At 60.5% G+C, this 21498-nt stretch carries 17 protein-coding genes and 6 pseudogenes; 9 read left to right on the forward strand and 14 right to left on the reverse strand.

What is annotated here, in order from left to right:
* Positions 1–337 precede the first annotated feature (337 nt).
* Both NKJ28_RS29200 and hemN read left to right on the forward strand, forming a co-directional pair.
* Entirely contained in the window at positions 338–616 is a 279-nt protein-coding gene (locus NKJ28_RS29200) for a hypothetical protein (RefSeq protein WP_352638053.1), read from the forward strand.
* Between the two features lie 417 nt (positions 617–1033).
* Positions 1034–2374 carry an oxygen-independent coproporphyrinogen III oxidase gene (gene hemN, locus NKJ28_RS29205; RefSeq protein WP_352638054.1) on the forward strand — a complete coding sequence of 447 codons (1341 nt, stop codon included), beginning with the start codon at positions 1034–1036 and terminating at the stop codon, positions 2372–2374.
* Positions 2375–2601: 227 nt separating this feature from the next.
* Here the strand turns inward: hemN and NKJ28_RS29210 are convergent.
* Positions 2602–2942: pseudogene (locus tag NKJ28_RS29210) on the reverse strand (PIN domain-containing protein); the annotation flags it as partial.
* 734 nt (positions 2943–3676) lie between these two features.
* On the opposite strand from NKJ28_RS29210, the gene NKJ28_RS29215 reads away from it, so the two are divergent.
* Positions 3677–4363 carry an isopentenyl transferase family protein gene (locus NKJ28_RS29215; protein ID WP_352638056.1) on the forward strand — a complete coding sequence of 229 codons (687 nt, stop codon included), beginning with the start codon at positions 3677–3679 and terminating at the stop codon, positions 4361–4363.
* A 166-nt stretch (positions 4364–4529) separates the two neighbouring features.
* Here the strand turns inward: NKJ28_RS29215 and NKJ28_RS29220 are convergent, their stop codons facing one another.
* A complete protein-coding gene (locus tag NKJ28_RS29220; protein ID WP_352452632.1) occupies positions 4530–4814 on the reverse strand; it encodes a hypothetical protein in 285 nt (94 codons plus the stop codon).
* A 209-nt stretch (positions 4815–5023) separates the two neighbouring features.
* Between NKJ28_RS29220 and NKJ28_RS29225 the strand changes: the two are divergent.
* A pseudogene (locus NKJ28_RS29225) lies at positions 5024–5233 on the forward strand (IS630 family transposase); the annotation flags it as partial.
* A gap of 73 nt (positions 5234–5306) precedes the next feature.
* Here NKJ28_RS29225 and NKJ28_RS29230 read toward each other — a convergent pair.
* Entirely contained in the window at positions 5307–6269 is a 963-nt protein-coding gene (locus NKJ28_RS29230) for an NUDIX hydrolase (RefSeq protein ID WP_352638058.1), read from the reverse strand.
* Between the two features lie 147 nt (positions 6270–6416).
* Here NKJ28_RS29230 and NKJ28_RS29235 point away from each other — a divergent pair.
* Both NKJ28_RS29235 and NKJ28_RS29240 read left to right on the forward strand, forming a co-directional pair.
* A pseudogene (locus tag NKJ28_RS29235) lies at positions 6417–6633 on the forward strand (3-methyl-2-oxobutanoate hydroxymethyltransferase); the annotation flags it as partial.
* Between the two features lie 279 nt (positions 6634–6912).
* Positions 6913–7512 (forward strand): cold-shock protein, encoded by a 600-nt coding sequence (locus NKJ28_RS29240; RefSeq protein WP_352492847.1) that lies wholly within the window; start codon positions 6913–6915, stop codon positions 7510–7512.
* Here NKJ28_RS29240 and NKJ28_RS29245 read toward each other — a convergent pair.
* Together NKJ28_RS29245 and NKJ28_RS29250 are read right to left on the reverse strand one after the other, a co-directional pair.
* A pseudogene (locus tag NKJ28_RS29245) lies at positions 7487–8035 on the reverse strand (ABC transporter transmembrane domain-containing protein); the annotation flags it as partial. The gene NKJ28_RS29240 and the pseudogene NKJ28_RS29245 sit on opposite strands and share 26 nt — an antisense overlap.
* Positions 8036–8067: 32 nt before the next feature.
* The gene (locus NKJ28_RS29250; protein ID WP_352638059.1) at positions 8068–9723 is read right to left on the reverse strand and encodes an MFS transporter; all 1656 of its coding nucleotides are present in this window, start codon (positions 9721–9723) and stop codon (positions 8068–8070) included.
* Between the two features lie 853 nt (positions 9724–10576).
* Here NKJ28_RS29250 and NKJ28_RS29255 point away from each other — a divergent pair.
* On the forward strand, positions 10577–10861 hold the full coding sequence (locus tag NKJ28_RS29255; protein ID WP_352530290.1) for a hypothetical protein: 285 nt from the start codon (positions 10577–10579) through the stop codon (positions 10859–10861).
* A gap of 447 nt (positions 10862–11308) precedes the next feature.
* Here the strand turns inward: NKJ28_RS29255 and NKJ28_RS29260 are convergent, their stop codons facing one another.
* The 4 genes from NKJ28_RS29260 to groES all read right to left on the reverse strand — a co-directional run bounded on the left by NKJ28_RS29260 (position 11309) and on the right by groES (position 15833).
* Entirely contained in the window at positions 11309–12391 is a 1083-nt protein-coding gene (locus tag NKJ28_RS29260) for an HPP family protein (RefSeq protein ID WP_352638060.1), read from the reverse strand.
* 830 nt (positions 12392–13221) lie between these two features.
* On the reverse strand, positions 13222–13380 hold the full coding sequence (locus NKJ28_RS29265) for a hypothetical protein (protein WP_352638061.1): 159 nt from the start codon (positions 13378–13380) through the stop codon (positions 13222–13224).
* Between the two features lie 435 nt (positions 13381–13815).
* Positions 13816–15471, reverse strand: a complete 1656-nt coding sequence (gene groL, locus NKJ28_RS29270) for a chaperonin GroEL (RefSeq protein WP_352638062.1) — start codon at positions 15469–15471, stop codon at positions 13816–13818.
* A 65-nt stretch (positions 15472–15536) separates the two neighbouring features.
* Positions 15537–15833, reverse strand: a complete 297-nt coding sequence (gene groES, locus NKJ28_RS29275) for a co-chaperone GroES (protein ID WP_352453535.1) — start codon at positions 15831–15833, stop codon at positions 15537–15539.
* Between the two features lie 610 nt (positions 15834–16443).
* Here groES and NKJ28_RS29280 point away from each other — a divergent pair.
* Together NKJ28_RS29280 and NKJ28_RS29285 are read left to right on the forward strand one after the other, a co-directional pair.
* Positions 16444–16587 carry a S46 family peptidase gene (locus NKJ28_RS29280; RefSeq protein WP_352638078.1) on the forward strand — a complete coding sequence of 48 codons (144 nt, stop codon included), beginning with the start codon at positions 16444–16446 and terminating at the stop codon, positions 16585–16587.
* Positions 16588–16591: 4 nt separating this feature from the next.
* Entirely contained in the window at positions 16592–17281 is a 690-nt protein-coding gene (locus NKJ28_RS29285) for a S46 family peptidase (protein ID WP_352638063.1), read from the forward strand.
* Positions 17282–18008: 727 nt separating this feature from the next.
* On the opposite strand, the pseudogene NKJ28_RS33085 reads toward NKJ28_RS29285, so the two are convergent.
* The 5 genes and pseudogenes from NKJ28_RS33085 to bioD all read right to left on the reverse strand — a co-directional run.
* Positions 18009–18215 (reverse strand): annotated as a pseudogene (locus tag NKJ28_RS33085) (NrtR DNA-binding winged helix domain-containing protein); the annotation flags it as partial.
* Positions 18216–18244: 29 nt separating this feature from the next.
* Positions 18245–18529 (reverse strand): annotated as a pseudogene (locus tag NKJ28_RS29290) (aspartate 1-decarboxylase); the annotation flags it as partial.
* 83 nt (positions 18530–18612) lie between these two features.
* Complete coding sequence (gene bioZ / locus NKJ28_RS29295; protein ID WP_352638065.1) at positions 18613–19596, reverse strand: 3-oxopimeloyl-[acyl-carrier-protein] synthase BioZ; 984 nt, start codon at positions 19594–19596, stop codon at positions 18613–18615.
* Positions 19593–20855, reverse strand: a complete 1263-nt coding sequence (locus NKJ28_RS29300; protein WP_352638066.1) for an adenosylmethionine--8-amino-7-oxononanoate transaminase — start codon at positions 20853–20855, stop codon at positions 19593–19595. The genes bioZ and NKJ28_RS29300 overlap by 4 nt, the downstream gene beginning before the upstream one ends.
* On the reverse strand, positions 20855–21490 hold the full coding sequence (gene bioD, locus NKJ28_RS29305; protein WP_031194973.1) for a dethiobiotin synthase: 636 nt from the start codon (positions 21488–21490) through the stop codon (positions 20855–20857). Before bioD ends, NKJ28_RS29300 begins: the two co-directional genes overlap by 1 nt.
* Positions 21491–21498 lie beyond the last annotated feature (8 nt).

Below are 21498 nucleotides of genomic sequence, written 5' to 3' on the forward strand. Positions count from 1 at the left end.
GTTCAAAGAGTAAAAGGAATGGACGTCAGTGATGAACTCTTGCTAAGGAAACAGTCGATAACGATGCGCATTGAGTTGAATTTGAGCAGTTTTGATGCGCTCGTCACGCCAGATATTCATCAGAAATTGAGAATATGATTGGGTGTTATTGTTACAAATATGCGATTGTTATTACAAATATAATAATCGCCGAAACGACGCCATCCAACATTTCTGTACAAATCATCCCCGTCATCTCCGCTAGTTGTGGGCGGGCCGTCACAAAGGCTTCTACTGCAAATGACGTGCCATCCTGACGACGCAGCTGCGGCTTGAAGCTCAAGTGTGCCGGCGGACCTTGGTTCGCTATTCCTTCCTTTTTGCCTTGCGGATCAACCCAAGCACGAACGGCAAACGTTTCGGCTACGGTTCGTCTGTTCGCTTCGCGACAGTTTCGTTCAATGGCGACAGCTTTGTTGCTGTGAGCCCCGACGTTGAGACATCATGCGGCGGCACCGCTCGGTACGACGCCGTCATTTTGGCGAGCGCGATGATCGGTAATCACGCGCTGACGCGCAGCCTTGCCTCCACCACGGAGTCAGTAGGCGCGCCGGCCTTGGCATTGCGGCCGACCTGACGGTCGCGTCGAGCAGCCTCTCGTCCTGATAGACGGCGCGCCACAGCTAATGCTTCTTGCCAGCAATTCACACAACGAGCTCATCGAGATGCCAGAGATCACTATGGGGCTGCGCTAGCTGGCGAGCAAAGTCTGGTCCCAACGCCGTGTTATCTCGTTGGATGCGGCAGCCGCGCTCAGCAGAATCTACTCGACCAGGCGCAGGCTGAAGGGAAGGGATGGTGGAACCAAACGGTGCGCGTGAGGGTCGCGGCGGGAACAGCCATGGCCAGTCGCTGACCGTCCAGCCAAGACTGAACGGCCGCTATTGCTGAGAAATACAAGTTTCGAGCCCAAAGCGGAACGGACTGACATAGCGCAAAGACACAGGCGAGCGCAGCGGTAAGGTTGGCGGTTATCAGCATGGGACGGTAACTGTTGCAGACCACAAAATATCGCGAGGCCGGCCTGCCTTGGTACACTATCTATCCGACTGTGTCAGAGTTCTCTGGGGCGGTCGGCGCCGAGGCTTATGAGGAATGGCTCAGGAACCTGCCGGCTGACGATCCGGTGTCGCTCTATTTCCACGTTCCGTTCTGCCGATCAGCTTGCTGGTATTGTGGCTTCCCCACCACCATCACCCGCCATGATGCGCCGATCCTCAACTATCTGGCGGCCCTGCGTGACGAGATCCGTTTGGTCTCGGAGCGAGCGCCGCAGACGCTGCCCGTGAGCGACATGCATTTCGGCGGCGGAACGCCGTCTCTCATAGGACCAGCCGAGTTCCTGGCTCTGATGGAGTTCCTGCGACGCCGCTTCGCTCTCACGAAAACAGCTACGGTTGCCGTCGAGATTGATCCGCGCACGTTCACGGCCGAGATGGCCGAGGCCTTAGGAGCAGCCGGCGTGAACCGTGTGAGTCTCGGCGTGCAGAGCTTCGATCCCATTGTTCAAAAAGCAATCAACCGGGTTCAGAGTGAGGCGCAGACGTCGGCTGCCGTGGAAATGCTGCGCCGGCATGGAGTAAGCCGCATCAACTTCGACCTCATCTTCGGTCTCCCGCATCAAACGGTGCAGTCCTGCGTCGAGACCGCGAGGGCGGCGGTCGCAATGCGCCCCGACCGGCTTGCGGTGTTCGGCTATGCGCACATCCCGTCGCTTATAAAGAATCAGCGCCTCATCGAGGAGGCAGTTCTTCCGGGCAGCGCTGCCCGCGCCGAACAGTATGCGGCCGTGGCCGCGACGCTGATTGCCGCCGGCTACCGCGAGATCGGGCTCGACCATTTCGCCTTGCCGGACGACGAGCTCGCGCTGGCACAGAAAACGGGTCGCCTGCGGCGTAACTCGCTGGGCTACTCGGCCACCACCTGCAGAACCCTGATCGGTTTCGGCGCGTCGGCTATCGGCCGCGTCGGCGAGGGGTACGTCCAAAACGAAGTTACACGGGATTCCTACATCCAGCACATCGCAGCTGGCCGTCTGGCGACGTCAAAGGGCTATCGCCTCACCGACGACGACCGCGTGCGAGCCGCAATTATCGAGCGACTAATGTGCGATCTCGAGGCCGATGTGCAGGCAATCTGTGCCGCCCACGAATCTGATCCGATCCGTCTTCTCGATTTAGCTGAACGCTTGGCGATGCTGGCCGAGGACGGGATAGTGGACTTCGAAAACGGTTTTGTCCGCGTACGGCGGGAGCATCGCTTTGTAATTCGCGCTGTCGCTGCCGCGTTCGATGCTTTTCTCGATCGGGATGGCCGTAAGCATAGCCACAGGTGAGGGCAAGCATCCAACCGGAAGCTAAACTCGACGCCCTCGGCCGAGGCCTGTCATGAAGCGCGCGTCAAGGATGCGAAAAGCAGAGCTGATCCGCCTATTTCATCTCATCTTCAATGACATCGACCTCGTGGCTGCCACCGAGGCGTTTCCATATTGATCGTGGTAGGTGCGGGGCATCTGGGTGTTTCGCCGTCAGCGCATGAATATCCCCGCCATGTGATGGGTCAGGAAATCGCGGTGGCTGCAATCAGCCCGTCCATCGATGACAGACCGCGACCACGCCGCTTCGCGAGGCCCGTCAGGTCGCCCCAGGCCAGGGTAACCAGTTCGTCCACGGGCAGGACTCTCGGCTCGAAGCGCTGCGGCAGGTCCCGGGCGAGCCATCCGGCCAGTGCGTCACGTTTCCGACCTTTGTCCATGAGGGCAGCGCCGCGCCGGATCTCGGCGATCGACACAACGCTGATAAATGAGCGGTCTTCATCGAGCCCGTCATCCATTCCAGCACGCGCGCGTCAGGGCTCGGCCTCGTCACCTCGGAGAGGCCATTAGTGTCGAGCAAGAGCCTCACAATGGCAGACCATGCGGTTCATCGCGTAGCCGCTCGATGTCCAGTTCGGCGTTGCGCAGCGGCGATGCGCAGCGAGTGCCCAAAAAACAGCAGTCAGCTCCCCTTCCGGAAGATCGGAGCGGACGCCACGCAAAAAGCGCCAAATCCTTGGCGCCGGCGGTCTGTGTGTTTGCGCGCTGGCGGCTTTGGTGTACTCCTGTGCCGTTTCGACGAGGCTTCCAGCCGGACCGGCAGGGGAGGAGGCTTTGGCGGCGCGGCCGGCACACGGCCCACCTCGAGGACGAGATCGACGATGTCGGGCAGATCCTCGGTCGCCTCACAAATCGGTGAGGTCGTCGGGACACCGTCTTCCACTTTTGTTGATCAGCCGCCTTCCTGGCCATGTTCCGAGACAATAAGGCGCCCGTGCGCCGCCGCCTCGATTAACCCAAGACGCGCAAGGATCTTTTGCCGGAGACAACGAGGTCACCATCCTGCGGTGCCGCGTTGCGTCACAGTCGGCATGAGATGTGCAAAGTGGACCGTCGTCAAACGTCAAACAGAGGCGTCGGTGACTGGACTGAACGACCAGAACGGGCTGCTTGCGCCCTTTCGGACTTCACAAAGTTCGAAAATGGCGTCGTTTCAGGGCATAATCGCCGCTTGTCAAAATGTTTGCGACAAGTCCGGTGAAAGCCTACCGAGTATCTTGTGCTTGGGGGGCGGTTAGTTCCGATAAACTATGCGGCATACACATGCTAATCTATTTGATTTACGGGCCGACCTGCAGCGGCAAAACAGACGCGGCAATCCAAATTGCACGAGAGACCGGATGGCCGGTCATTGCGCTGGATCGTGTACAATGCTGTCCTCAAATCGCCACCGGCAGCGGGCGTCCCTCGGATTCCGAACTGCAATCTACCCGGCGGATCTACTTGGATTCGCGCCCGCTAACCGCGGGCATCATCGACGCCGAGACCGCCCATCGTAAGCTGATAATGCAAGTGGATGAGCGTAGTTCCCAGCCGGGGCTCATCCTCGAAGGCGGTTCGATCTCCCTTCTCAATTTAATGGCGCGAAGTCAGCATTGGGATGGCGCTTTTCGGTGGCATGTAAGGCGGTTGCGGCTCGGCAACTCGGACGCCTTTCTGGAGAGAGCCAAGCGTCGGGTCACAGACATGTTTGTCACAAGAGAAGGACAACCTTCATTGCTGCAGGAACTTGCGGATCAGTGGAAGGAAGATGCAGTCCGTCTCACTTTGGAAGACGTTGACGGATATCGTTGCGCCATTCGTTTTGCGAGAGAGCACAGCTTGGCAATCAGCGAAATGCCGTGCCTTCGCAAAGAGCTCCAACAAGATCTTGTAGAGGCGATTGCGAGAGAATATCTCGAATATGCGCGTTGGCAAGAACGCGACTTTCCAGAATGGCAAACTGAGTGAGCAAGCCTCCCCGGACCTCGCCTGCGGTGCGGGCACGGTAGCTCCTGAGAATTGCGCTAAGTGGTTTGCTGAAGCAAGCTAGTGCCAAGCGACATTAGGTCCGTGTGGCAGCGGAAGGATTGCTTTCGCCACGGTGACTGCGGAGGAGGCGACATGGCTGCACTGCTCATTTCAGGCATGGGACGGAATGTACCGATGACAAAGTGCTGCGCGCTTCGTAGCGACCGCTACCGTGGCTGACTCGCGAACTACTATCCGCCAGCCCAGTCTGTGGCGTCGTCTCGGCTTTCATCGCCACCGCCTTCGCCCAGGAAACGCCCGAGGCCGCAAGCGTCGCCGTGGCAGTGCGGCACCCGGCAAGATGGGTGGTCATCGGCCCTATCTGATCGACGGGGAGCACCGTGCTTTCGTCCTGGGCGAGGTTGAGCGAGATGCCAACATGACGCTTCATCAATTGACGGCGGCACTGGCTGAACGTGGTCTCCTGCGAGCGTCGGTCGCTTCCTGCACCGCGAGGGCAAGAGCTTCAAAAAAACCGTTCTGCCGGCCGAGCAGCTCAAGCCAAAGCTGATGCGCGGGCGTGCGCAATGGATGCGCTATCAGACCCGCATTGACCCTACGCGCCTGGTCTCCCTGGATGAAACATGGGTCAAGACCAACATGGCGCCGTTGCGCGGCTGGGGTGTGCGCGGTAAGCGGCTGATGGCCCACGCACCATATGGCCATTGGAAGACGATGACCTTCATCACCGCGCTGCGGCATGATCGGGTGGAGGCGCCTTGGGTCATTGATGGACCCATCAATACGCAGGCCTTTCGCGTCTATGTCGAAACCGAACTCAACAAAACACTGAATCCGGGCGACATCGTCATTCTCGACAATCCCGGTTCTCACAAGGGCCAAGCCGTCCGCGACATCGTCAGGGCTGCTGGCGCAAGGCGGGTCAAGCCCGCGAGAGCGGCAATTTTGTTCCGGCTATCACCCTCTCGTCGAGAACGGCGTGACGGAAGCGATAAAGTTGCGCCGGCCGGCCGCCGGTTTCCGCGGTTGTCTCACCGGTCTCCTCGACCAGCTCCTGCTGCTCGATCAGCCGGCGAAAGTTCGGCTTACGCACGAGCCTGCCGGCAAGCGCCTCCACGGTGCGCTGCAGCTGCAAAAGCGTGAAGACCGGCGGCATCAGTTCGAATACGACCGGCCGATATTTGATCTTGGAGCGCAGCCGCGCAATGCCGGTCGCCAGGATGCGACGATGATCGGCGATCATCGATCTGCCCGAGACCCAGGTGGGCGCAGCGGAATGTCCGGCGCGTATTGCTTCCTCCACCAGGGCGGCTTCGTAGAGCAGCTCATAACGTTGAAGCGCGAGTTCCTCGTTCCAATGGCGGTCGTCAAAGCCGAAGGCGATCGCCGCCCGCCGTCGTCGGTCGAGGCGTGTCGTACTGTCGTCAGTGCCATCCGCCCATTCCATCAGGCGCGGCCGCAATTCGTCCAACACGACCGCCGGTGTGCCGGAGCGGTGATCCTCCCACGGGAAATAGTCGTACCAGCTTCCCCAGTGTCGCCCGGCCGGGTCGCCAGCTTCGTCTTGGTGGGTGAGCGCCAGATAGCTGATAGAGACCACGCGGTCGTCAGCGCCAACCCTGTCGCGATCGGCGAAGGTGTAGAGCTGTTCGATATAGCCGAGCGGCTGGCCGGTCTGTTGTTCCACCCATCCCCTGAGGCCCGACTGCAGCGAACGGTGAGCAAGCTCGAACGGGCCCGAGGGCAGGGCGTTTGCCTGCGGGATGGTCAGAACGCAGGGGGCGCTGCTGTCCATGGCGACCACAACGGCGATTAGTTCCGCATTGACGTCGTTGGCCTTGCCTCTAGCTCCGCCTTTCCTAATCCCTTTTGCGCGTTCGTCCATGGTCCCCGAGGTTGTTGAGCAGAGCCCTGCCGCGTAGGCCGCTGAACCGATTGAATTCCGTTTTTGTCTGATAATTGTCGGCGCGTCAACACCACCCGTCGTGGCGATTTTAGCTCTTCGCAGCTGCATAAAAAGTGCCAACGCGACATCCGTGCTTGGGGAAGGAGGCCCATTGAGTGCGCCGATTCAAAGCTCGTCGATCGACATTGCGGCGTTGTTCTCGTCGGCGACAGCGCGGCATAGTTCTCCACGGCTTGGCGTCGACGCTGGGCGTGACGCTGGAGATGATGATCATGCACGGTCAGACCTGCGCCGTAGCCTGGAGCCGGCGCAAATGGTCGTGGACCCGCCGTTCGGTTCCTTTTGAAGAAACCCGGAGCAGGCTTTCCGGAATGCCTGATAAAGCCCTTCCAGTGCGCCCGCGCCAGCATCATCGCACTCTCGCTCCAACACAACCTCTGCGAGTCAGTAAATCGACTCGCCGGCACTATTGTTTCAGGGGAAATGAATCTAGTTTCAAAGGGTTCGGCCGATAGGCCGGGCACAGCTGCGGTCTTCACGGCCTTTTTGACATAAACGCGTCGCCCGATTGAGATTATCTTGACGGTAGCGCAGTGCGCCATCCATGCCAGTCGAGATGATCATGGGCAAATATCGAGACCATCGCGAGCCACGCCGGCATCGCTATGACGATGACCCCGTTTCCTTTTCGGAACGGACTTCCGAGCCAAGCTATTTTCAGCGCCCGCCGACCGTGACGGCAGATCCTGTCGATGCGGAGGTATTGTGGTTCACAGTCAGCAAGGGTTTTGGCTTCGTCAAACTGTCGGACGGCACGGAGGCCTATCTGCACGTGCGAGTGTTAGAGGCGGCCGGAAGCCGGGATGTTGCCGCGGGAACGCCTCTCAAGATCACGGTCGAAAAAAGTCCAAAAGGTCATCAAGTCGCGCAGGTGCTGGAGATCGGCGATCACCGCGCGAAAACTCCGTCACATACGCGCGTCGCTGGAGGGACCTTCGTTGAAACCGGTGCGCAGCTGGAGAGCGGGGGCACGGTCAAGTGGTACAAACCCGAAAAGGGCTTCGGCTTCATTGCTCCTGATAACGGTGAGAAGGACGTCTTCGTTCATGCCAGCGCCCTGACGCGCTCAGGGCTCAGCGTGCTGGTGGCGGGACAGAAGGTGTTTGTCGAATGCGGGCAAGGCAAGAAAGGCTGGGAAGTCCGGAGCATTCGCCTTGCCTAGACGGCGATGCATTGCTCGCCTCGAAGGAGATGCCGGAGAGCGTCGGGCGGCCGCCCGAGCCCGCGTAGCAGAAACCGACATTGTCGAAGCGCAGCAAGCGTCGGTGACGACGAGATCCCTGGCGCCCGCCGCGTCCTCGATGTCAAGTTCGGCGTCGAGCAACTCGAACAGCCGCGTGCCGCAGGTCGAGGCGCGCGCGAACGAGTTGACCATCAATCCGAGCTAGCGCACCCGCATCTGTAGAATGGTCATGAAGGTGAGCAACAGGGCCAGCGTGCCGACGCTGATTTGACCTGCGATCACTTTCTGGCCACCGAACCAGAGCACCAGGCCCATGGCGGTCAAGAACGAGAAATTCATGGCGCTGGTGTTGCCGACACGGATGTCAACGCGCTCATTGGCGAGATCAAGGCGCGTCCTGCTTGGCGCGGTCGAACTTTTCCAGCTCGTGCGGCTGCGCGGCGAAGGCACGCACGACACGGATGCCGCCGAGATTCTCATCCATCACCCGGATCTTTAACGATCGCTGATGCCCAGATATGGGAAGGTCAGGCTTCAATGACGGGGAAGGTGAAGGATTGACTGGTCGGGTTTCCGGGCCGAGCTTGTCGGCCGCTCAATCGAAAGCGTCATTTGAGGCGCTTTCTCTCCCGCGTGTAACTGGAAGACACGCTCGTCCAGTTCCTTGTCTACTTCCGTGAGACGATGATTGAGGCGAAGGTAGTCGGTCCAGGTCGGCGTTCGGAACGTTTCTGTCCACTGCATAGGCTTCTGAAGGTTGCGCTGGAGCGTCCAGTTCCGAGCACCGACGCGGCTGTGTACATGACGCCGCTGCCGCATGAGGTCGAGGAAGGCCTCGACATTTCTCTCGGCTATCAGATATTCGATCTTGACCACGATCGGGCCGCTTCTCGGCTTCAAACTGAGAGCGACAGCTGGGGCGTCGAATTCCTCCAAAGGATCGGGCTCGGACTCGCGGCGCTCGCGAAGAGGAAACAGAACGCCGGCTGCAGCAACGAGCAGCAGGGCCGCAGCGGAACCCTCTAGCGCCCAGGTCAGCGAATGGTTCTGGGAAACGGTGCCCCACACCCAGCTGCCGGCCGCTATGCCGCCGTCTATCAATGCATAGTAGATGGAGATCGTGCGCCCCACGACCCAGCGCGGGCTTGCCAGCTGCACGCTCACGCCAACCCCGGACCAGGCAGTGACCCAGCCTGCGCCGCCCAAAGCAAGTGCAATTGCCGCCACGCCGATCGAAGAGGTAAGCGCCAGGGAGAGGGAGCACGCCGCGCAGGCGACGCAGGAGAGCCTCATCAGCTTTTCTTGCGACAAGCTCCGTCTGAACAGGCTGTTGGAGAGGCCGGCGAAGACCGCGCCTGTTCCGAAACCTGCCATGAGCGTGCCATAGGCGAGCGGGCCTCCTCCCAACTGGTCGCGGACAATCAGCGGCAGCAGCGCGAGTATGGCGATGCTCGCCAGGCCAAAGAGGGTTCCGCGTGCGATCGCCGCTTTGATTTCCGATGACATCGCCGTGAAGCGCAGCCCGTCATAGATGGCCCTCCTCATCGACTCGCGCGGAAGAGGCGACGAGCGGACCTTCCACTTGCAGCGCCATATGGTGGCCAAGGGTACCAAATAGGTGAGGGTGGTCACGGTAAGAGCGGCCAAAAGCCCGAAGGAGGCAACCACGATGCCGCCGAGCGCCGGGCCCACGGTCCGTACGGTGTTGAAGCCAACGGAAAGCAGGGTAACGGCAGCGGGAACATCGCGCCGGTCCACCATATCGCCAGCCGACGCCTGCCAGGCGGGATCGTTGAGAGCGCCGCCGCATGCGATTAAAAAGCTGAAGCCGAGAATCATCCATGGGTCGAGAAAGCCCAGCGCTACAACAGCGGTCAGCATCGCAGATGCTATCACCATAAGGCAGCGGCCCGCGAACATAACCCTGCGACGGCTGAAATTGTCAGCGAGAACCCCGGCGAACACGGACAAAATGAAAGCGGGCAGGTTCGATGAAGCCTGCACCAGCGCAACCATCAGATCGGAAGTCGAGATGGTAGCCATCAGCCAACTGATGGCAACAGTCTGCATTAACCAGCCGAGGCTCGAGACTTGCGTGGCGAGCCAGATCGAACGAAAGGTGGGCTGCAAAAGTGGCGCAAAGGTCGTTGGTGCAGCCAAATCATCATTTGATCCAGCCACCCTACTCATTTTGCCAACCTTTGCTTTGCGTTATTGCCGTTTCCCATGTAATCTAGGCTGAACCGTGGCGGCTAGAAGAATAGAGAGAAACTGTTTGCCTTGCGGCACAGGTCCTCGTGATTAAGGGTTGCGGCCGAGACGCATGCCCGAGCCGGCTCACCCCGCCTTCGAAGACATCACGGGGTGGACCCCGGATTCTTGCTTGTCGTTTGACGCAGCATGCTTCATCAACGGGCACTTTGCCGAGCGATGCCTTTTCGCGAAACGCGACGATGTTCTTTCGTCGGAAACTCTCTCCAACGGCGTTCAATGCGCTGAGTCTGGCTTGGGGCGAGGTGAGGGCTTGCAGATCTTAGACAGGATTGATTCCTGATAATCGCAGACGGTTGCCGGGCCGCGATCGAAGAGGCGCGCGCCTTGCTGCTTCAGCTTGAACAAAAGTCTGACGCGCTCACACATGCCATCGACGACTTTCTGCTCGATCTGATGAGGCTGGCTTTCATTGTTGAATGTTATGGACGCGGCTTTGAACTTTTGGCGCGAACGCTTGCCCGTAGAAGACTGGCAAAGGTCAGGCTTTTGTCGGGGGCGGTGAACTCCGCCAGGGGAGAAATGACACCCAAAGCCGGATGGCTGAAGCGACGGTCGCCCCGCGTTGCGCACAGTGACGAAGGTAACGGTACGGCTCTTCGGCAGCTGGCGCATCCTCATGGTAGCGTCTGGCCGTTCCCTCTGATGCCTCGGCCTCCCACACCTATCCGAACAGGCCCGATCCTGGAGGGTCCTCGAAGCGGGCATGAGGGCGATAGGCCGCGTGGTTGGGGTACCAAGCGTAGGCGCGGTATTGGGCTGGAAATTGGCGATGCGCGACGAAGAAGTCCGAGATCAACTCGTGCAATGGCAATTCCTAACACCGTGGACGTGTTGGAGCAGCCTCATCCTCCTAGTCAGGAACGTCATCAAGGTTATAGGATTGATGCGCGGCGAACCCTCGGAACTCAGGATCATGTTGACATCGCTGTTCGACAGAGCCGACTTGGCGCAAGGAAGCCACATCGTTTCGGAATTGCTTATCGCATGGTCTATCGTCGGCCTAGTCAAACCCTTGGCGCGGCGAGGAAGCGGCGGTCGTCGGCGTGATGCATGAGGGGAGTCGGCCGCGCCTCACCATAGGCGAAATGCAGGAACCAAAGGAAAGGACCACCTGCATGGAATTGCGAACCGCGTCCTCGGCGTCTGAGCCGCGACCCTTGCCAAGGATCATTCAACCCGCGACGTAGAGCTTCAAGCCAGCCTTGGACATGCGAACCGCGCTACCATCGTTGCAGAGGAGCCGTCCACCAGATGGTTCCATTTGTAGTCCGCGCCTTTGGTCGACATAGCGGACTGGCTCTGGCCACCGGCAAGGTTGAAGAGTGTTCCGTTGTTGCAGTCGTACTTGGCCTACGTGAACCAGATGCCTGAGCACGCGGTCGCGTTTCAGGGTTGATCTACTCGTAAAAAGGAATTGTCTTAGGCGGAAGGCCGCACTTAATACCACTATCCTATTGGCGCCCCATCGGGTTCCCGGATTGAGCAAGTCCGGATCACTATTTTATGCCGCTGCCAGCGTTGTGTCCGCCATGTGCACGCGCGCTGCCGCTGCCAGCAGGTCGGTCTGGGTGATCAGCCCAATAATGCGTCGCTCGGCATCGACGATGACCACGGCATGGCTGCGGCCGTCGGTGAGCACCGGCAGCAGGCTCATCGCCGGCGTATCGGGAGAGGCGGTGCCAGCCTTCGACATCACAGCCCTCACCGCGTCGGTCGCCTTCGTCAGCTCGCGCAGGCCAACTACACCGACCAGCCCGCCGTCGGCGTCGGTCACCGGCAGCGTCCGGATGTTGTGATCGAGCAGCAAATGACGCGCCTGGTCGGCAGGCGCACGTTCATCGACCGAAATCACATCGCGCGACATGATGTCCTCGCACAGCAGGGTGCGGTGGGAGCGCACCATCGCCTGCAACTCGACCTGCCGCAGCAGCCGCTCAAGATCGTTGCGGTCGATATCGAAGGTTTCCTCCAGCGCGCCGAGCGCGGCATCGATATCCTCGGGCTGGAAGCCGACCCGCTCCCGCGCCGGCGGATCGATGGTTCCATGCGCGCTTTTAAGGGCGGGGGCCGCCACATGTGGATAGTTGCGCCGCGACAGTTTATGGATGCCGTAGCCGAGTGCGACCAGCACGATCGAGTTCAGCGCTACCGGAACGAAGGGAAACAGCAAGCCGGAACTGAAGACGGCCGGTCCGCCGAACACCGCAGTTAAGGCGGCGGCGCCACCCGGCGGATGCAGGCAGCGCGTGAACGACATGGCGGCGATGGCCAGCGCCACCGCAATGCCGGTAGCAAGAACGGGTTCACGCACGAAATGCGCCACGATCACCCCGACCAGCGCCGAAATCGTATTGCCACCGATAATCGACCAAGGTTGCGCCAGCGGGCTTGAAGGCACGGCAAAGAGCAGCACGGCCGATGCTCCCATTGGAGCAACTAGCAGTGCGACATGTGGGCCAGACCCGTTCGCCAGCGCACTGATCACGCCAGTCAATGCGATGCCGATCATGGCCCCGATGCAGGCGAGCAGCCGCTCGCGCAGCGTTGCACCGGCAAGGATCGGAACAAAGAGACGAAACGCCATGGCATACCCTTGGGCGAGTGGTCGGAACTCCGCGCTCCGCAATGCAGGCAAAGCCACAGATTTGGAAGTTAAGCCAATTCGGAAAGTCGGCTCACGGGGGAATACTTTTGCGCGAAACGGCCATTGCCAAATGGGTGCAGACATTTTGATCGGCTAGAGAAGGCAGACGGCACGGCTGATCCGCTCGAGCGCAGCTAGAGGCCAAGGGCTGCCGTGCCGCGGGCAGCCGGAAATGGGGATGGTCGGAGGTCGAGCTGGGATGGACACTAAGGAATTCAGAGGCTTCGAAAAGCGTGCTGACAATGTGGCATGGCAAGACAAATCAGGCCCTTGTCGCTCCACTTCCGAGGCGAACTCCAGCGGAGTACAGCTTCTACGCGGTGCTTGGTCTGCCTGTCCTTGCCGCCATCGGATTCGTTGGCGTCATGCTGAAACGTCCACCTGTAGCCGCTGAGAAGACGACTGCCGCCAGTGCCGTCGTGGAACCGCTATATGACGGCGGCTTGGTTACAGAGCCGGCTCGTGTCGATCGGGCGGGGGAGCCTGATGTGACGTACATGGTCCAGAAAGTGGCCAATGAAGGTGCTGGCATCGTCAACGTGATCAGGTCACGTAATAGCGGTAATACAACCGCGACCACGAGCCTCTCAGGCGTTCGATGAGGCGGGAAAATCCGATCACCAGGCCAAATGCGTTTCCGCCACACTGCCACACACGAAACCGATCAGGTCACGTTCCAGGCTCGCCAGAAGATTGGAGCCAAGGCCACCTCGGCTGAACTCTGCCATGCCGCGGCCGCCACCTCTTCCAGCCGCGGTAGAAAACGTGGGTCAGCAGCGCCGGCATGGGCGAGCAACTCCCAAAATCGCGAGCAGCGCCATCGGCTCCGCAAGCGGCCGTAGATGTCGGCCGATGAAGCGGAAGGGCGGCGGTGCGATGGAAGCGCCGTGCGACAGCCTATCCAGACCTATAATCGTGATCAGGCTCATCTGGGTCTCCGGACGCCAGCGTTGCAGATGGTTTTAGGCAAGCGTGAGCAGGCCGTGGGTCCCAATCCGGTCAGGCCGACCACGATCATGGCCGAAAGAACGAGTTCCAATTGAAAGAGCTGACGACCATAGGCGATCAGGTATCGGAGCCTTTCGAACGATGCGATGAGTTCTACCGCAACCAGGGTCTGCCAGCCCTTGGCAAGGCCTTCAGCCCTGTAAAGATCGACGGCACGGCGGAAGGCAGCACGAGTTTCGACCAGCGGCTGAACGAAAGGACACGGCCAGACCCCGTCTCACGACGACGCCGTTGCGCTTCGCCGCCATCAGGCTGGGTAGAGGACTTGCACGTCTAAAGCTGTCGATCATGCTCGGCACACAAAAAAGGGCGGCATTGCTGCCGCCCTTTCCGCTGTAGGTTGATAGGGGGCTGGATTAGAAATCCATACCGCCCATGCCGCCCATGCCACCGCCGGGCATACCAGCCGGCATGCCGCCGCCAACCGACTCCTTCTTCGGAGCCTCCGCGATCATGGCTTCGGTGGTGACCAGCAGGCCGGCGACCGAGGCCGCGTCCTGCAGAGCCGTGCGCACAACCTTGACCGGATCGACGATACCCATGGCGATCATGTCGCCATATTCGCCGGTCTGGGCGTTGTAGCCGAAGGTTGCCCCCTTGTTCTCAAGGATCTTGCCGGCAACGATCGATGCTTCCGCACCGGCGTTGGCCGCGATCTGACGGGCCGGAGCCTGCAGCGCGCGACGCACGATGGCGATGCCGGCGGTCTGGTCGGAGTTGGCGCCAGTGACGGTGATGGCCAGCGAAGCGCGCAGCAGGGCGACGCCGCCGCCGGGAACGATGCCTTCTTCGACGGCCGCGCGGGTCGCGTTGAGGGCGTCATCGACGCGGTCCTTCTTTTCCTTGACTTCCACTTCGGTCGCACCGCCGACGCGGATGACGGCAACGCCGCCCGCCAGCTTGGCGAGACGTTCCTGCAGCTTCTCCTTGTCGTAGTCCGAGGTGGTCTCCTCGATCTGCTGCTTGATCTGGGCGACGCGGCCCTGGATCTCGGCCTTCTTGCCGGCGCCGTCGACGATCGTGGTGTTCTCCTTGGAGATCGACACCTTCTTGGCGCGGCCGAGCATGTTCAGGCCGACATTCTCGAGCTTGATGCCGAGGTCTTCGGAGATGACCTGGCCACCGGTGAGAATGGCGATGTCTTCCAGCATGGCCTTGCGGCGATCACCGAAGCCCGGCGCCTTGACGGCAGCGATCTTCAGGCCGCCACGCAGCTTATTGACGACCAGCGTGGCCAGGGCCTCGCCTTCGACGTCTTCCGAGATGATGACCAGCGGCTTCGAGGTCTGCACGACAGCCTCGAGGATCGGCAGCATGGCTTGCAGGTTGGAGAGCTTCTTCTCGTGGAGAAGGATGTAGGCGTCTTCCAGATCCGCAACCATCTTCTCGGCGTTGGTGACGAAGTAGGGCGAGAGATAGCCGCGGTCGAACTGCATGCCTTCGACGACTTCAAGCTCGGTCTCGGCGGTCTTTGCTTCCTCGACGGTGATGACGCCCTCATTGCCGACCTTCTGCATCGCTTCCGCGATCATCGAGCCGACCGAAACATCGCCATTGCCGGCGATGGTGCCGACCTGGGCAACCTCTTCCGAGGTCTTGATCTTCTTGGCGTTCTTGATCAGCGTCGCGACGACGTCGGCGACGGCGAGGTCGATGCCGCGCTTGAGGTCCATCGGGTTCATGCCGGCGGCAACCGCCTTGTGGCCTTCCTGGACGATCGACTGTGCCAGAACGGTCGCGGTCGTGGTGCCGTCGCCGGCGATGTCGTTGGTCTTCGAAGCAACTTCGCGCACCATCTGCGCGCCCATGTTTTCGAACTTGTCTTCAAGCTCGATTTCCTTGGCGACAGTGACGCCGTCCTTGGTGATGCGCGGTGCGCCGAACGACTTGTCGATGACGACGTTGCGGCCTTTGGGGCCGAGCGTGACCTTCACCGCGTCGGCGAGGATGTTGACGCCGCGCAGCATGCGCTCACGAGCGTCGCGGGAGAACTTTACGTCTTTGGCAGCCATTTTTTACTCCTGGGCATTTCGCCCGAAATTCAGATTGGATGGTGCGGATGAAAGGCGGCGGCGTGTCAGCCGATGACGCCCATGATGTCCGCTTCCTTCATGATCAGAAGGTCTTCGCCATTGAGCTTGACTTCGGTGCCCGACCACTTGCCGAACAGGATGCGGTCACCGGCCTTGACGTCCAGCGGGACGAGCTTGCCGACCTCGTCACGGGCGCCGGAACCGATGGCGATGATCTCGCCTTCCTGCGGCTTTTCCTTAGCCGTATCGGGGATGATGATCCCGCCGGCGGTCTTCGCTTCGGACTCGACGCGGCGAACGACCACGCGGTCATGCAGCGGCCGGAAATTCGACTTTGCCATTTTTGGTTTTCCCTGGTGCGGATGTTGAACGGTTCTCCGTTGCCGGAGCGTGGTTAGCACTCACCAGAAGCGAGTGCTAACGCGGCAGTGAGATAGGCCGTAGGCTCCTGCTAGTCAAGACGGAAGAGGGACGGGCGAAGAGCAAACGAGCGTGGAAGCACCGAGCCCTTTACGTGAAAGACGTCGGAGATCGGACATGGATGGGGCGGCTCACCATTTGTAACTGAAGGCTTTATTCATTTGGCACGATTGGTGCAGCGGATGATCCGCAAACGTTGCGCGCGACAAATATGAGAGGTGAACGCCATCAGGACTCTTGCGGTTAACGCGTCCACTCGGTGTTTACGGTGTTGGCCGCCGCGCGGGCGCCAGGACTCCGGCCATCCCGATAGTCACCAATCCAATCTGCGGAGAACAGGAGGCAAGATGAGAGCGACAGTCAGCATGAACTCGAATTTGAAATGTTTGGCCAAAGCAACTGCCATCGCCTTGCTCGGGACGGTCACGGCTACGTCGGCGGACGAAGGTATGTGGATGCCGGGCCAGACTGCGGAAGTGGGCGCGGCCATGCGGCCGTCTGGACGCTGACCCGCTCAACGCGATCGTATCACTGGGCGGATGCTCCGCCTCGTTCGTCAGTCCACAAGGGCTGGTCGCAACCAATCATCACTGCGTGTTCGAATCCATCCAATACCACAGCAAAGAGGGCCAGGACTATCTCACAGACGGCTTTCTGGCGAAGAGCCCTGGGTGAAGAATTGCCCGCGGCGCCAGGCAGCCGAATCCATGTGATCGAGGACATGCGGGATGTGACCGCCGAAATACTCAAGGGCGTCTCGGACAAGCTGAATGGGTTTGCCCGCTATGAGCGGCTCGCCACGAACCGCAAGGCCCTGATCGCCGCATGTGAAGGACAGCCCAATCGCCGCTGCGACGTAGGGGCCTATTATGGCGGCGCCTCCTACTATCTCCAGCAGAAGCTCGAAATCGAGGACGTGCGCCTTGTCTATGCGCCCGCGCTCGGCATCGGTAACTTCGGCGGCGAAACGGACAATTGGATGTGGCCGCGCCACACAGGCGACTTCGGCTTTTATCGCGCCTATGTCGCTCCTGATGGTTCCTCCCGGCCATATGCGCGCGACAATGTGCCTTACCGGCCGAAGAGTTGGCTACCCATAGCCTGTGCAGGCGTCAAGGAAGGCGACCTTGTGATGGTCGCCGGCTTTCCCGGCGCAACCCACCATTTCCTGACGGCGGATGAAGTCCGGTTCAACTTCGCGCAATTCGAACCGCGGTTGCAGTGTTCGCTCTCGGATTATGCCGCCCAGATCAAAAGGCAACGGCAGGCAATCGCGAGGCGCAGATCCATTGACCGCCCGCTTCACAAATTGGCTCGGCCTAAAACGCATGGGAAAAGCAGAAAAGGCAACAGATCGGCACCAGAATGAATATGGCCGCGCGAACTGACAGACGCGCCAACAATCGGCATCTCGCATGGTCGGTGGCACTGGACGTGGCTCCCACCCTGCTGGCGCGACTCCCCATCAGGTCGTCGGGGTTTCGCTGGCGAAAAAAACTTCCGCGTGTCTCTGCGCGATCCATCCCGCTTGCGCGTGCCTAGTCAACCAAAAAACTGACCATCTGCAGGATCAGGATCAGCAAAAAAAAGCCAAAGGCAGACGCCAAAACAGCTGCCAGCAGGACGATGCGTTGTTTCTTCACCCACAGTTCCCCCGGGAGAGAGTCTAATGATAATCCTTAAAAAAGGCGCCCTGGAATAGGGCGCCCTACGCTCATTTGTGCAAGTTTAAAGTTTAGCTTGCCTGCTTCATGTAATTAAACGTTTCTTTTATGCGACACTTCTCCAAGTGTTACTTGCACAAATCAAACGTACGGCACATTTAGACGAACTGTACATTCAATAGCGACTTTGACGCATGCGTTTACTGGCGGTATACATCCTTCACCGTTGCCGCAAGGCATTGGCCCACTCGCGCGGCACCTCCTTCACGACAAAGGTTGAAAGCCCGTCCTCGGGCGTTTCATTTCCAAGATCACTTCGATCCACTCATACGGCTTCCCGAGCGAGACCGTGGGTTCGGACGGTGCGAATGAATTTCTCGTTATAATCGAATTGATTATAAGGGTATATTTCTACGTTGAGTATAAAGGATGTCAAGCCCGCGCCAGCGGCAATTTTGTCCGGGCGACCGCCGTTTCGTCGAGGACATGGTGGCGGAAGCGATAAAGCTTCGCCGGCCGACCGCCGGTGTCAAAAGCACTTTCGCCGGTCTCCTCCACCAGTTCCTGCTGCTCCATCAACCGGCGAAAGTTCTGCTGAAGCGCCCCTGCCGATGTAGTCGTCAACGCCGTCCGCGTCAGCGCATTGCCATCGGCGAGAAGCCAACGACATTGTTGATGACGAACGTAACGATCCGCGGCTTCAGAGAGGAATGCGCGCTTCGTCCAGATGGATGGAGTGGGCTGGCAGGTCCGGGCGGCCGCGCCGTTGAGGATGCAGCATCGAGAGCCGCGCTCGCCGAGGATGACATAGGTCGAGATTCGCGCGCCGGAAGTCTTGCTCCATGTCTCCACGAATCCATTGGCAGGATCCCGGCTTCTTCGCAGTGGTCAGGGTCGAGCGTTATCGAACCGTGGTAGTTGAGGTTTGCTTCGGTGACGTGGATGCCGTGCAGCTTGCCGGCGCTATTTTTCGCATTGGTCCCGTTGTCCTATTCATCTCACAAAGTCAGTCCTGATGTTGAGCAGCTTCGCTGGGCTAAATCCCGACGACGAGCGCCCCGCCGCTGAGTCCCGCACCTGCCGCCGCCAGGAGTATTTTCTTGCCCGGCCGAAACGGCTCCGCTTGATTGGCGAGCGACAGTGAGAGCGGGATCGTCGCGGCCGAAGAGTTGCCGTATTCGGCAATCGTCTTGACAATTGCTTGATCCGCTATGCCGAGGTTACTCCCGACAGCATCGAAAATGCGAGCATTGGCCTGATGCGGCACGAACCGGTCGACATCCTGCGGTCGCACTCCGGCAGCGGCTAGCGCGCTTGTCGAGCAATCGGTCATCATCTCGACGGCCTTTGCGAACACTTCGCGGCCGTCGGTCATCGTCATTCGGGTTTGCGCGAGGTCGAGGTTACCGTGGAACGGCTTGTTGCTTCCTCCTGCGGGAATCTGGATCAGCCCGTATCGCGAGCCGTCCGAATCCACGGAGGCACCGAGAATCCCCCGATCAGTATCCTCGCACGGACCGATCACGAGGGCGCCGGCGGCATCGGCAAACAGCACGGCGCTGGCGCGCTCAGAGGGATTGATGCGGCGGCTGAGGATATTGGCGGCGATAACAAGGCTCGATTTGCCGTGCAGGCGGGTAAATCCGTCCGCAAACATCAGCGCATAGATGAAACCGGCGCAGGCGCCGGTCAGATCGACAGCGCCGGCGCGGCCGAGCCCCAGCCGATGTGCGACCAGAGGCGCGCTGGGCGGCAGGAGGTGATCGGGCGTCGAGGTGGCAAGCAGCAGCAGACCGATGTCGTGGCGCGCAATGCCGGCGTTCGCCAAAGCGATGTCGCCGGCTTGCGTGGCCAAGCCAGACAGCGTGTCTTCGTCCGTTGCCCAGAAGCGCGAACGAATTCCGGTGCGCCGCTCGATCCAGCCGGGTTCGAGCCCGAGATCGCTCTCGATCTCGGCATTCGCCACCTTTCGGCCAGGCGCATGATGGCCAAACCCGAGAATGCGCGACGACCTGCTCATGGCCTCGAACCGAAACGTTCGCCGGCCTCCTCGATGGCGTCATGGAGCCGATCGAGCTCGTCGCCGGTGATGCAATAGGGCGGCAGGAGATAAAGGACATTGCCGAGCGGGCGCACAAGCAGGCCGAGCTCGAGGAAAAATGCCCGCAGCTTAGGTCCGATCTCGGCCAGATAGCCGGCAGAGCCGGCGCGCAGGTCGAGAGCCAGGATCGTGCCGATCGCCCGGCTGTCGGTGAAGTTGGCATTATCGCGAAAGCGCCGAAGGCCGGCGGCCTGCCTCGCGCTCAGGGTGGCGATCCGCTCGGCCACTGGCTCGTCATGCCAGATCTCGACATTGGCGAGTGCTGCCGCGCAGGCAATCGGATTGGCCGTGTAGGAACTCGAGTGGAAAAACGTCTTCTTCCGGTCCTCGGAATAGTGAGCCTGGAAGATGGCATCGGTGGCGAGTGTGGCGGCCAGCGGGATTGCGCCACCGGTCAGGCCCTTCGAGGTGCACAGCATGTCCGGAGAGATGTTCGCCTGCTCGCAGGCGAACATGGTTCCGGTACGCCCCCACCCGGTCATCACCTCGTCGGCGATCAGCAGCGTGCCCGAGGCCTCAGTGATCCTCTTCAATTCGGACAGAACCGATGCCGGATACATCAGCATGCCGCCGGCGCCTAGCACCAGCGGCTCGACGATCAGCGCGGCGGCGCGCTGGTCGCGGCTGAGGGCCTCGAAACGATCCAGCGTTTCCTGTTCGCGCCCGGCAGGGAAGGGAATGGTGTCGACCTCGAACAGCAAGGGTTCGTAGGCGGCGTTGAACACACCGCGGGCACCGACGCTCATCGTGCCGATGGTGTCGCCATGATAGCTGTGCTCCATGACGACGATGCGCGAGCGCGGCGCGCCGATGTTGCGGAAATAGCCGAGCGCCATCTTCAGCGCGACTTCGACAGAGGTCGAGCCGCTGTCGGAATAGAACACCCAGTCGAGTCCGGAGGGAGCGAGATCGACAAGCGCCTTGGCCAGGCGTTCGGCCGGTTCGTGCGTGAAGCCAGCGAAGATAATCTGGTCGAGGCTCGAGGCGGTCGTCTCGATTGCCTTCATAATGCGGGGATGGCGGTGGCCATGCGTGACGACCCACCAGGATGAGATGGCGTCCAGGATGCGCGCGCCATTGGCTTTGTGGAGATAGGCGCCTTCAGCCAGGACGATTTCAGGGATCGCCGGCTCGAGCGCGTGCTGGGTGAAGGGATGCCACACACGGGATTGCGGCATTATCCGCCTCCGGCAATCAAAGCGAGGTCGAAGCCGGCGATCATCGCTTGTCTCAGCGTTTTGTCCGTCAGCGGATCGAGGTGCGGCAGCCTGCCGAGTTGCGGCACGTCGCCGAATTCCACGATCGTCCGTTGCGTATCGGTCATCTCATCGCCGATGAAGGCGATGCCAGCCAGCGGGATAGCGCGCGCCCGCAGGGCCTCGATCGACAGCAGGGTATGATTGATTGTTCCGAGCGCGGTGCGGGCGCACAGAATGACCGGCAACTGCCATTGCTCGAATATGTCGATGAACCTTGTCCGGCGGTTCAGCGGCACCATCAGCCCGCCGGCGCCTTCGATGACGAGCGGTGTCGGCAGGACCGGAAACGAAAGATCGGCAGCCTCGATCGAAACGTCGTCGATTTCGGCCGAACGATGCGGCGAAAGCGGGCTCTTCAAGCGGTAGGCTTCCGGCAGCACGCGCCCCGACGGCAGCCCGGCAAGTCGCGCAACCGCCTCGCTGTCGGTCTCGCCGTCGAGGCCCGATTGCACCGGCTTCCAGTAGAAACCGTCAAGCAGGCCGGCAAGCCCGGCCGAAAACACCGTCTTGCCAATTCCGGTGTCTGTTCCGGTGATGACGATGCGCTTGGTCATGTCGCCTC

Source organism: Mesorhizobium sp. M0145, from assembly GCF_040322355.1.
Classification (GTDB): Bacteria; Pseudomonadota; Alphaproteobacteria; order Rhizobiales; family Rhizobiaceae; genus Mesorhizobium.